We start from the raw sequence: 11,304 nt of genomic DNA on the forward strand, positions 1-11,304 counted from the left end.
CGAATGTGAAAGCGCCATCCGGAAAGAAGCCCGCATGGCGCTCATAGCTCAGCCGCCTTTCTTCACGCCTACGAGGCGGATCATGCCGTCCGGGGAGGGCACGAAGCCGGATACCTTCTTGTTGTAGGCCCAGATCCAGGCCTGATGCCCGAGAAAGATGATCGGCAGATCCTGGCTGAGGATTGCCTCGGCCGCATCGTATTTCTGCTTGCGTACGGCGTTGTCCTGGGACTGGCGCGCTTCAAGCAGCAGCTTGTCGACCTCCGGATTGCTGTATTTGGAATCGTTAAGGCCGGCGCCTGTCGTCACGAATTGCTGGATGTTGCCGTCCGGATCGGAGCGGCCGGACCAGTCGGATCGGCTGAGCTGGTAGCTGCCGCTCGACTGCGCGTCGAGGAGGGTCGCGAATTCGGTCGTCTTCAGCGTCACGTCGAAGCCGGCTTCGGCAACCATCGACTGGATGATCTGCATCATCTGCATCGAAACCGGATTGTTGGCGACTGCGAGCTCGACCGGGATGCGGTCGAAACCGGCTTCCTTGACGAGAGCCTTAGCCTTGTCGACATCGCGAGCGGGCACCGGAATATCCTTGTCGAACCAGGGGCTGTTCGGTGCAAAAGGCTGATTGCCGGCAAGCCCGGTCCCATCGAAGACGATCTGCATGGCGGCTTCGCGGTCGATTGCCAGCGAGAAGGCCTGGCGCAGGCGCTTGTCCTTGCCCATCGGATTGTCGGCGCGAGCGCCGTTGCCGACATTGGCGTAGACGCCGAGCCAGCCGGTGCCGACGGCATCGGCATAGACGAGATTGGGATCGCTCTTGACCGTGCCGGCATCGGAGGCGGCGACACGCTCGATCATGTCGAGATCGCCGGAGCGCAGGTTTGCAAGGCGCACCGTCGTGTCGGGGATCGGCAGATAGGTCACCTTATCGATGAAGATGTTGTCCTTGTTCCAGTAATCCTGGAATTTCTCCAGCACGATGCGGTCCTGCTGCACGCGCTCGACGAATTTGAATGGGCCGGAGCAGACGGGATGGTCGCCGAATTTGGCACCGGCCGCCTTTGCAGCCGTTGGCGAAACCATCATGCCGGAGCGATCGGAAAGCTGGGCAAGCAGCGTGACGTCAGGCGCCTTCAGGGTGAAGGTGGCTTCGTATTCGCCTGATGCTTCGACCTTGGCGACAGAGGAAAGCTCGCTCTTGCGGCGTGATTCCGGCATGGTCTGATAGCGCTGGATATTGTCGACAACAGCTTGCGCATTGAACGGCGTGCCATCCTGGAATTTCACGCCCTGGCGCAGCTCCATGACGAGCTGCTTGCCATCGGCGGACCATTTCCAGGATGTGGCGAGCTGCGGCACGAACTTCAGGTCCGGTGTCACGTCGACGAGCTTATCGCAGAGCGCGGTATAGACGATGCGGCCGACGAAGGTGCGGGATTGCGCAGGGTCCAGCGTATCGGCATCGTCCTGCAGGCCTATCTTGAGCTCGACGGCGAAAGACGGCAGCGCGATCAGGGCGCCGGCGGCAAGCGATGCCACGAATTTGGCGATCTTCATTTCGTTCTCCTGTTTATCGTTTTCGTTCTTTGCAGTTTCGACCGGTTTCCTCTCCGGTCGTGGCGGGCAGGCCGGCTTTTGGGTCAGCCCACCTCCTCGGTCAGTGGCTCCTCAGCTTGCTGCGCATCCAGCGACGTGATGCGGATAAGGCTTTCCTGCAGCATCAGCAGATGTTCGCGCATGGCTTCGGCCGCCTTCATCGGGTTGCGTACAGCAATCGCGTCGATGATCGTCCTGTGCTGGGCGTAGGAGACCGGGCGGGTCTTGTTGACGCTGCGGGCCAATTCGCGAATGGTTTGCCAGGCTTCGTCCTGGCGGACATGGTTGATGACGTCGAAAATGGTCAAAAAGAACTGGTTGCCGGCGCTTTGCGCGATCAGCCGATGCAACGCGCCATCCCAGAGTTCGCGGCTGTCGGCATCGTCGCTGGCGGTGATTTTCTTTGCCAGTTCGTACATGCGGTCGATGTCGTCGGGCTTGGCGCGCATGGCGGCAAGCTGGGCGAGTTGCGGCTCGATACGCAGGCGAACTTCCATGACTTCCATCAGATCGGTGCCAGCGACGAGCGTGCTGACATGCTGGCTCCAATCGTCCGGGCGCTGCCCGACATAGGTTCCGGACCCCTGGCGCCGCCAGACGCGGCCTTCCGCCTCCAGCACCTCGAGCGCCCGCCGGATCGCGCGCCTGCTAACGCCTAGGTTCTCCGATAGAGCCCGCTCCGTCGGCAGTTTTCCATCCGCCGGGAGATCGGCCGAATTCAAGAGCCCGCGGAGCCTTTCCAGGGCATGAACCGAATTTTCCGGAAGGCTGTTGATTGCCATATTGAAAGGTGAACCAATTTTGAATTGGTCCAATAGAAGTTCAACTCGGTCGTCTCGTCAAGCGCTTTTTTGTGCAATTTCGGCAATGCACAATGTTTGTGCGCAATGCAGAAAGGCGACCCGCAAAGACGAGTCGCCTCTTAAGATGATGCCGCTCTTGCGGTTTTGTGACTCGAGCTTCAGCGACCGATGGCACGCGCCGAAATGGCTGTCTCGGGCGTAAAGTCGAAATCCTTGTCGAAAGGATAGGTCGGCTTGGTCTTGCGCAGGCGCGGCAGGCGTTCGACAAACTGGTCGACGACTCCCGGGGAGAGAGCCATCAAGTTCGGGTTGGCGATCGGCGCCAGTTCCGGCGAAAGATAGCCGGATTTGACGACGATGATCTTTGCCTTGCGCGGATCAAGGCCGAGGCGGGTGAAATCGGCGATATTATGATAGGGGCGGCGCTTGGCCGACAGCACGAGATCGATGCCGCCGATGGAGACGACGGCCTGTCTGTCGCTGGCTTCCGCAGTGTCCAGCAGGTACTTGATCGTAAAATTGCCCTTGACCGGTTTGCTGCCCTTGGTGTCGAGCGATGCGCCTACGGAGAGATCGAGAGTGGCGCCGATGCCAGCGGTATAGCATGCTTCCGTAGCAGTCTTGTCGGCGATGCCGGCGAAGATGACGCCTTCTGCACCCTTGGCAATCAGTTCCGCCAGCACATCGGCGCGGTCGCCGACACCGCCGCCCGTCGGGTTATCGCCGGATTCCGCCAGAACCACGGGCGCGGTCGTGCTGGCGATTGCCTTCGCGACGCATTCCTCGATCGAGCCGGTCTCCGAGCCGAAAACGAACTCCTTGCGAACGTCCCAATAGGCCTGCGCCAGTCGTTTCGCCTCGCGTTCGAGTACGCTGCGATCCGTGCCGGTCATGATGGCGGCGGCCGTTGCGCGCGGCTCATCGGCCCAGACATAGCCGACCATGAGCGATGTATCCCAGACACCTTCGATGGCGTCGATGCCAGGCAGCATGTCGTAGAGGCTCTTGGCCGGTTCATCGACGGTACTGGTGCGTTCACCCGGCAGGACCACGGGGATCGGCGCCCAGAGCAGGATCGGCTTTACGCCGGTCTTCAGGCTTTCCGTCAGCATCTTGACGGCGCGGCGCATGGTCTCCTCGACATCTATATGCGGCGCGGTGCGATAGGTGGAGTACATGTCGAGCGCATCGATGATGCGCTGGGTGACATTGCCGTGCAGGTCGTAGCTTGCCGAGACCATGCAATCCTCGCCGACGACGGCGCGAGCCGCACTGATCCAGTCACCCTCGGCGTCTTCCATGCCTTCGACATACATGGCGCCGTGCATGGCGAGATAGAGCCCATCCAGCGGCAGCAGGGCCTTCAGCCCTTCCAGAAACTCCGCCTTGAAGGCTTCGTATGTATGACGGGCGACCGGGCCGCCGGCGATCGCTCTGGCATGGATGGTTGGCAGGAATTCGCCGTCATAATCCCCAAGGAAGGCGAAGTAGGGCGAGGCAGTCAGCTCCGCGCCGCGCAGAACGCGAAAATCCTTCTCTTCGTTCAGGACGGGATTGTAGGTGCTGCATTCGATGTGAATGCCTCCAACGGCAATGCGCATGGGAACCTCAATAGGGGTTGGGACCAATCAGGAAATTATGGGCGGCAATGCTGGCAGCGCCCCGCGCCCAGACATCGCCATCGACACGCTGCGTGCGGATCGGCGTCTGGCCGGCATAGCGCGGCAATACGTTCGCCTCGACGGCCTGCCGCATGACGGTGCCGAAGAGGCGATCAAACCGGCCTTCGACATGGGTAATCAGGATCAGGCCGGGATCGTTGAACTGGATGAGATGCGCGATCGCAAGCCCAAGTGCGCTGCCGGCGCGATGCAGGATGCGGATTGCGGTGGCATTGCCGAGTGATGCCTCCGTCTCCAAGTCGTCGAGGGATTGACAGGCGAGACCTTCCGCCTTTGCCATTTCCTTGATCGCCTTCAGCGAGGCCACGGTATCGAGACAGCCGCGCTTGCCGCAGCGGCAGGGCGCACCATTGGACTCGATCGTGCAATGAGCGATTTCGCCGGCGCCGCCATGATTGCCGCGGTAGAGCTTGCCGCCGACGAAATGGGCGCACCCGATGCCGTCATCGAAGGAAACGACGCTGAAATTCTGCACGTCACGGGCGCCGCCGAACAGCTTTTCGCTGACGGCGACCGCCTTGGCGTCGTTTTCGATAAAAGTGGCGATGCCGGTTTTCTGCCTGATGATACCGGCAAGCGGTACATCCTGCCAGCCGAGTAAAGTGGATTTGACGCAACTCGCCTGCTTTTCATCGACGAAACCGGGGAGCGCAATACCAAGACCTGAAAGCTTTCGTCCGGCATCTCTACGTTCGGAAAGCAATTTTGGCAGCGTGTCGGCGATCATCGCGGCGATGACGTCAGGATCGCGCGACAGTGGCATCGTCTGACGTGCGACGATATTGCCGTTGAAATCGCAGAGAACCAGCGGCGCCGGGTCTTCGAGGAGCGAGATGCCGCCGAAGAAGGCGCCTTCCGGATGCAGGTCCAGCAGGATCGAGGGGCGGCCCTGTCCGTAGATCGTTTCCGTTTCCCGCAAGACGCCGAGGGAAATCAGATCGCGCGCAATCCCGCTCATCGCAGCCTTGCTCAGCCCCATGGAGGCTGCCAGAACCGTGCGGCTGGAAGGGCCTGATTGGCTGATGACCCGTAAAAGCTGCTGCTGCGAGGATGTTAGCAATTCGACGTTCCGCCCGGATTTGCTTGTTTTGCCGAGAATAAGTTCAGAAAATAAACAAAGCAACCCTATTTGGTTTCGTTGCGGATCTAACCATGCCGCGGCGCAATGGATCGGAAGAACGCACCGATTGCTCGACCTGCTTTGTGAAAGGCGGCAGTCCAGGCGCCGTCTTCCGGCGGTTTCACAAAGCATGTTCGCGTTTAAATGGTTGACATCGACCTGCATCACTATGCAAAGCTTATCATAACGATTCAGCCGGCGCTCGCCCGCAATCGTCTCGTCCCTAGACTTTGATCCCACAAGCTAAGCGCTCGACCATGGCCGTTATCGCGGCATGTGCATGTTTCGATCCCGGGTGCAGCAGTCAGAAAGGAATGCCATGTCCAGCACGGTCGATCGTTCAAGACGCCCGTTGGTCATCGTCTCGATCATGCTTGCGACCTTCATGGTCGCCATCGAAGCGACCATCGTTGCGACCGCCATGCCGCGCATCGTCGGTCAGCTCGGCGGCTTCACCTATTATAGCTGGGTCTTCTCCGCCTTTCTGCTGGCGCAATCGACCACCACCGTCATCTATGGCAAGCTCTCCGATATTTTCGGCCGCAAGCCGATGCTGATCGGCGGCATCATCATCTTTCTCATAGGCTCGACGCTCGCCGGTTTCGCCTGGTCGATGGCGTCCCTTATCGTCTTCAGGCTGCTGCAGGGCCTCGGCGCGGGTGCCATTCAGCCTGTGACCATGACCGTCGTCGGCGATCTCTACAAGCTCGAAGAGCGCGCCAAGGTGCAGGGCGCGCTCGCCAGCGTCTGGGCGATCTCCGCCGTCATCGGCCCGCTTGCCGGCGGCATCATCGTCGACAATCTCTCCTGGGCCTGGATTTTCTGGATCAACCTGCCGCTTGGCGTGCTCGCCATCGCCGGGTTCATCCTCTTCCTGCACGAGTCGGTTATGCCGCGCGAGGCGAAGATCGATTATCTCGGCACGATTCTGTTTTCGATATCGATCGTGTCGCTTCTCGTCATCCTGACGGAAACCGATGCGGGCTTCGCCGTTCTCTGTCCCCTGGCGATCGTCTTTATCGTTACCGGCATTCTGTTCCTGCGGCAGGAGAGGCGAGCGCCGGAGCCGATCATTTCGATCGCTCTCTGGAGCCGGCGGCTGATTGCCACCAGCAATGCCGCGACGCTGCTTGCGGGTATGGCGCTGATCGGCCTGACGACCGTTCTGCCGATCTATGTTCAGGGTGTTCTTGGTCGTTCGCCGCTAGAGGCAGGCTTTACGCTGACAATGCTGATCGTCGGCTGGCCACTGGCCGTGATGCTGGCGAGCCGGTTCTTCCGCGCCTTCGGCATCCGCAACACCCTGCGCGCCGGCAGTCTCATGTTTCCCTTCGGGTCACTTTTCCTGCTGTTCCTGACGCCGGAGAGCAGCCCGATGATTGCCGGCATCGGCTCGTTCCTGATGGGCTTCGGCATGGGTCTCATCAGCCTGACGAGCGTCGTGCTGGTGCAGGAAAGCGTGGAGTGGTCGATGCGTGGCAGCGCCACCGCCTCGATCATCTTCTCGCGCAGCCTCGGCAACACGCTTGGCGCAACCGCGCTCGGCGCGATCATGAATGTCGGCATCGCCCATTATGGCAACGGCGAGCTCGCAACCAGGCTGCACGATATCCTCAATCAGCCCAGCGGCCTTTCCGATCTTGTCACCGATCCCGCGATCAGAAGCGTCTTCGATGCGGCTCTGCACTGGAGCTTCTGGGGTGTCGTCATCGTCGCTCTGACGACCTGCGTGACCATCTGGCTGATCCCGGTCACCCGAGACGCCGGCCGTGGGTCGTCGGCACCCAAGGCGGATGCTCAGGAAGCCATGACTCATTAGCGCAAGGCCAGGGCGGTCGGGCAGGGCTTGATCTGTCAGAAGCCGTAGTCGCGCGCGAGCCAGGCGTCCAGCAGGTTTCGCGATGCCCTGATTGCGGCGTCCGTATCCTGCGCTACGATGGCGTCGAGGATCGCCTTGTGGAGGGGCAGGGCGCGCTTTTGCCCTTCGGCGATATCCTCATGGCCGGAAAGCGTGCGATTGGCGTAGATTCCGACGGCGATGAGATCGATCAGCTGCGCATAGATCATATTGTGCGTGGCGGCGAAGATCGCCGTATGAAAGCGCAGATCGGCATCGGCATTGCTGTTGACGTCGCCGATGGTGGACGCCATCTCTTCGTAGGCGGAACTGATCGCGGCAATGTCGCTCTCGGTGCGGCGCAGTGCTGCGCGTGCCGTCGCCTCCGGCTCGAGTGCCAATCGCAGGTCTTTGATCGATCGCATGATTTCGACCGACGGGCCGGTCTCGTAGTACCAGACCATGACATCCGTATCGAGATGATGCCAGTTGGAGCGTTCCTTGACGCGCGTGCCGACGCGGGTCTTGATCTCGACCAGTCCCTTGCCGGCCAGGCACTTCATCGCTTCGCGAATGACCGTGCGGCTGATGCCGAATTGTTCGACCAAATCGGGCTCGTTTGGCAGCGTTGCGCCGACTGGATAGTCTCCGCCGACGATGCGGCGGCCGAGCTCGTGGACGAAATAGCCGAAGACGCCGCGCCGCGGGATCGTACCGTATTTTCGCACAAAGGCATCGAAGGGCGACTGCGTTACGATCAGTTTCGACTCCGGGGTAGCCCTGGAGGTTATTGCGTCCTGGCCATGTTTCATTATGCGGGACTCTCGTTCCTTTTTGATGCACCGTTCGTGAGAACAATCACCAGCCTACGTCGATTTGCGAGGCTTCTTGCTGGTATCTCGGCCAGTCTGGGCTGTTCCATATTGATGTTGTATCGATCCCATTGTTCTTCCCGCGGCATTTTCCAGTGGAAACCCTAGCATGTCTTACGCATGCATGCCTACTGGCACCGAGTTGATCGATCTGTTCACCAATTTGAAGATGCTGATGCGTTTCGCCCCGAGCCTCTATCGGGGATCGGCCGCGGTGATCAAATTGCGCACCATCCGTTAAGCGAAACGTGATCGCTTAATCGATTGATGGGACGATTTCGACTATCGTAAACGTTACCGAACCGGTTAAATGCAGGCGGGATGCGAGGCGGATTCGGAGTTGCAGATCCATGAATGACATGTCCACGCCTGGGCAAAGGGAGGATGCGCAGGAAGCGGGCTCGCGCTCGCTGTTGATTGCATTGCTGGTGGCCGGTGCCTTCTTCATGGAAAATCTCGACGGTACGGTCATCGCGACCGCCTTGCCGCAGATGGCCGTTTCGTTCGGTGCTCGCCCGGTCGACCTCAATATAGGCATGAGTGCCTATCTTCTGACCCTCGGCGTCTTCATTCCGATCAGCGGCTGGATCAGCGACCGCTTCGGTGCGCGTCTGGTCTTCACGACCGCCGTCGTTATTTTCACGCTCGCCTCCGTTCTCTGCGGCTTTGCCAATGGGGTCGGCTCCTTCGTTGCCATGCGCATTCTGCAAGGCATCGGCGGGGCGATGATGGTGCCGGTGGGCCGGCTTGTCGTCTTGAACAATACACCGAAGGACAAGCTGATCTCGGCCATTGCGACGATCACCTGGCCGGCGCTGGTGGCGCCGATCCTCGGGCCGCCGCTCGGCGGCTTTATCACCGACCATGCGAGCTGGCGCTGGATCTTCTTCCTTAACCTGCCGCTTGGCATTCTGGCCTTCATCTTCGCGCTCATGCTCATTCCGGAGACGAAAAGCGCGGCGCGCCCGCCTTTCGACTGGATCGGCTTCGTCGTCAGCGGCATCGGACTTGCCGGCCTCATGTATGGGCTGGAATTGATCGGGCGCCCCGATCCCGTCTGGCTGGAAGCCTGGACCTATGTGATCGTCGGCTTTGTCCTGCTGGCGATCGCCGTTTTCCATTTTCTCCGCACGGAGCATCCGCTCATCGATCTCTCGGGGCTGAAGCTGCCGACGTTCGCCATAACCATCTCAGGCGGATCGCTGTTCCGCACCGCCATCGGCGCGGTGCCCTTCCTGCTGCCGCTGATGTTCCAGGTCGGCTTCGGGCTCAGCGCCTTTCATGCCGGCATGCTGACGCTCGCCGTTTTTGCCGGCAATCTGGCGATGAAGCCGGCAACGACGCCCATCCTGCGCCGCTTCGGCTTCAAGCCGGTGCTGATCGTCAATGGTCTTCTGAATGCCGTCTTCATCGCTGCCTGTGCGCTGTTTTCGCCCGACACGCCACTCTGGTTCATCGTGCCGGTACTGTTCATTGGCGGCATGTGCCGGTCGATGCATTTTACCGCACTGAATACAATCGCTTTCGCAGATATCCCGCCCGGACAGATGACCGGTGCCAATACGCTGTTCAGCACCGTCTTTCAGCTTACGATGGGCATGGGCATTGCGGTCGGCGCGATCGGCATTCGCATCGGCCAGGCAATCAGTGTGCCATTGGGCGTCGACGGTGTCGTTGCCATCGAGTTTCGTCTGGCCTTCGTGCTGCTCGGCATCATCGCGCTTCTGACCGTGCTGGATTGCTTGCCGCTTGACCGCAAGGCAGGCGACAACGTCGCGCGCAAGCCAAAGCAGAACACGAGGAAGGCGGCTTAGCGATGTCTTTGAGAAGAAGTTAGTAGGGATATTGGATGATATTATAATGCAGCAATATCGCTGGAATCGCCATCAGGATGATTAGAACTATTGCGACGCTTGCAGCTCGCATCATCTTCCTCCGGCGGGCGTGCTGACCGGTCCAATCATATACTGTCATAATGAGCCCTCCTTCTCATTAGTGATTAGAAAGACAAGAAATAGAACGTCAGTCAATATCGGCAATAGCGAGCTAAATAATAAGAGTTATCTAATATTTGGAAGGCGAAACATACCTCGATGGCTGAAGAGAGCCGTCGAACTTCATCTGCAAGAGCCTAAAGATCGTTTTATGATGCCGGCTCACACGATATAACGGACAAGGATTTCGTCCCTGTGTCAGCGGGACGCCGGCTGCTTTGGAAAAGAGGAAAAGGCAATGAGCAAGATGCGCGCCCTGGTTTTGGAACGTCAGCATGAACTGGCGATCCGTGATATCGATCTACCCCAGGAGGTCGGGCCGGGCCAGGTGAAGATCAAGATTCATACGGTCGGTGTCTGCGGGTCGGATGTGCACTATTACACGCACGGCAAGATCGGCCCCTTCATCGTCAACGAGCCGATGGTGCTCGGGCACGAAGCGGCGGGAACGGTAGTCGAAGTCGGCGCAGGTGTGACGCATCTGAAGGTCGGTGACCGGGTCTGCATGGAGCCAGGCATTCCCGATGCCAATTCCAAAGCGAGCCGTCTCGGCATGTACAATGTCGATCCTGCGGTCACTTTCTGGGCGACGCCCCCGATCCATGGGGTGCTGACGCCATTCGTCGTGCATCCGGCCAACTACACCTTCAAGCTGCCTGACAATGTCAGCTTTGCGGAAGGGGCGATGGTCGAGCCTTTCGCCGTCGGTATGCAGGCGGCCACCAAGGCGCGCATCACGCCCGGCGATACCGCCGTCGTGCTTGGTGCCGGTCCGATCGGCATCATGGTTGCGGTTGCAGCCCTTGCCGGTGGTTGCGCACGGGCGATCGTCGCCGATCTCGCCCAGCCGAAGCTCGATATCGCCGCGCAGTATCAAGGCGTCATTCCGGTCAATATCCGCGAGAAGAACCTGGTCGAGGAAGTCGATCGCCTGACCGATGGCTGGGGTGCGGATGTTATTTTCGAATGCTCGGGCTCGCCGAAGGCCTGGGAGACGGTCATGGCGCTGCCGCGTCCTGGCGGCGTCATCGTAGCCGTCGGCTTGCCGGTCAATCCGGTCGGCTTCGATGTTTCCACGGCGTCGACCAAGGAGATCCGCATCGAAACGGTCTTCCGCTATGCGCATCAGTATGAGCGCTCGATCGCGCTGATCGCGTCCGGGCGCGTCGATCTCAAGCCCCTGATCTCCGAGACATTCGACTTCGAGGACTCGATCAAGGCTTTCGATCGCGCCGTCGAAGCCCGTCCGACCGACGTCAAATTGCAGATCGTCCTCGACCAATAGTCGCTCGCTGTCCCATCGCCTTGCCTCAAGTCTTCTTCTGGCTTCACGCACTGGCAAGGCGATGTTTTCCCTTAGGTTTCATATCTCCCGTAGACGGCCTGGCAAAAGCGATGCT

Annotated in this window: 9 protein-coding genes; 4 read left to right on the plus strand and 5 right to left on the minus strand. The window is 59.9% G+C overall.

What is annotated here, in order from left to right:
• Nucleotides 1-48: 48 nt before the first annotated feature.
• The 4 genes from I8E17_RS21610 to I8E17_RS21625 all read right to left on the minus strand — a co-directional run bounded on the left by I8E17_RS21610 (nt 49) and on the right by I8E17_RS21625 (nt 5,141).
• Nucleotides 49-1,557 carry an ABC transporter substrate-binding protein gene (locus I8E17_RS21610; RefSeq protein ID WP_069614636.1) on the minus strand — a complete coding sequence of 503 codons (1,509 nt, stop codon included), beginning with the start codon at nt 1,555-1,557 and terminating at the stop codon, nt 49-51.
• A gap of 83 nt (nt 1,558-1,640) precedes the next feature.
• On the minus strand, nt 1,641-2,378 hold the full coding sequence (locus tag I8E17_RS21615; protein WP_069614747.1) for a FadR/GntR family transcriptional regulator: 738 nt from the start codon (nt 2,376-2,378) through the stop codon (nt 1,641-1,643).
• A gap of 179 nt (nt 2,379-2,557) precedes the next feature.
• Nucleotides 2,558-4,000, minus strand: a complete 1,443-nt coding sequence (locus I8E17_RS21620; protein ID WP_069614635.1) for a M81 family metallopeptidase — start codon at nt 3,998-4,000, stop codon at nt 2,558-2,560.
• Between the two features lie 7 nt (nt 4,001-4,007).
• On the minus strand, nt 4,008-5,141 hold the full coding sequence (locus tag I8E17_RS21625) for an ROK family protein (RefSeq protein WP_069614634.1): 1,134 nt from the start codon (nt 5,139-5,141) through the stop codon (nt 4,008-4,010).
• 379 nt (nt 5,142-5,520) lie between these two features.
• Between I8E17_RS21625 and I8E17_RS21630 the strand changes: the two genes are divergently transcribed.
• Complete coding sequence (locus tag I8E17_RS21630; protein ID WP_113366324.1) at nt 5,521-7,020, plus strand: MDR family MFS transporter; 1,500 nt, start codon at nt 5,521-5,523, stop codon at nt 7,018-7,020.
• Between the two features lie 35 nt (nt 7,021-7,055).
• Here the strand turns inward: I8E17_RS21630 and I8E17_RS21635 are convergent, their stop codons facing one another.
• The gene (locus I8E17_RS21635) at nt 7,056-7,850 is read right to left on the minus strand and encodes a FadR/GntR family transcriptional regulator (protein ID WP_069614632.1); all 795 of its coding nucleotides are present in this window, start codon (nt 7,848-7,850) and stop codon (nt 7,056-7,058) included.
• A 169-nt stretch (nt 7,851-8,019) separates the two neighbouring features.
• Here I8E17_RS21635 and I8E17_RS35305 point away from each other — a divergent pair, with 169 nt between their 5' ends.
• The 3 genes from I8E17_RS35305 to I8E17_RS21645 all read left to right on the plus strand — a co-directional run bounded on the left by I8E17_RS35305 (nt 8,020) and on the right by I8E17_RS21645 (nt 11,189).
• Complete coding sequence (locus tag I8E17_RS35305) at nt 8,020-8,151, plus strand: hypothetical protein (protein WP_257714008.1); 132 nt, start codon at nt 8,020-8,022, stop codon at nt 8,149-8,151.
• Nucleotides 8,152-8,269: 118 nt separating this feature from the next.
• The gene (locus I8E17_RS21640) at nt 8,270-9,724 is read left to right on the plus strand and encodes a DHA2 family efflux MFS transporter permease subunit (RefSeq protein WP_069614746.1); all 1,455 of its coding nucleotides are present in this window, start codon (nt 8,270-8,272) and stop codon (nt 9,722-9,724) included.
• 418 nt (nt 9,725-10,142) lie between these two features.
• Nucleotides 10,143-11,189, plus strand: coding sequence for an NAD(P)-dependent alcohol dehydrogenase (locus I8E17_RS21645; protein ID WP_069614631.1), 1,047 nt, complete (start codon nt 10,143-10,145; stop codon nt 11,187-11,189).
• Nucleotides 11,190-11,304: the final 115 nt, after the last annotated feature.

The sequence above is a fragment of the Rhizobium sp. AB2/73 genome (genome assembly GCF_020871915.1).
GTDB lineage: Bacteria > Pseudomonadota > Alphaproteobacteria > Rhizobiales > Rhizobiaceae > Rhizobium > Rhizobium dioscoreae.

Bases quoted from the DNA above. Each gene is read 5' to 3' on its own strand.
- I8E17_RS21635 (WP_069614632.1), bottom strand. From the start codon at position 7,850: ATGAAACATGGCCAGGACGCAATAACCTCCAGGGCTACCCCGGAGTCG.
- I8E17_RS21645 (WP_069614631.1), top strand. From the start codon at position 10,143: ATGAGCAAGATGCGCGCCCTGGTTTTGGAACGTCAGCATGAACTGGCG.
- I8E17_RS21630 (WP_113366324.1), top strand. From the start codon at position 5,521: ATGTCCAGCACGGTCGATCGTTCAAGACGCCCGTTGGTCATCGTCTCG.
- I8E17_RS35305 (WP_257714008.1), top strand. From the start codon at position 8,020: ATGTCTTACGCATGCATGCCTACTGGCACCGAGTTGATCGATCTGTTC.
- I8E17_RS21610 (WP_069614636.1), bottom strand. From the start codon at position 1,557: ATGAAGATCGCCAAATTCGTGGCATCGCTTGCCGCCGGCGCCCTGATC.
- I8E17_RS21615 (WP_069614747.1), bottom strand. From the start codon at position 2,378: ATGGCAATCAACAGCCTTCCGGAAAATTCGGTTCATGCCCTGGAAAGG.
- I8E17_RS21620 (WP_069614635.1), bottom strand. From the start codon at position 4,000: ATGCGCATTGCCGTTGGAGGCATTCACATCGAATGCAGCACCTACAAT.
- I8E17_RS21640 (WP_069614746.1), top strand. From the start codon at position 8,270: ATGTCCACGCCTGGGCAAAGGGAGGATGCGCAGGAAGCGGGCTCGCGC.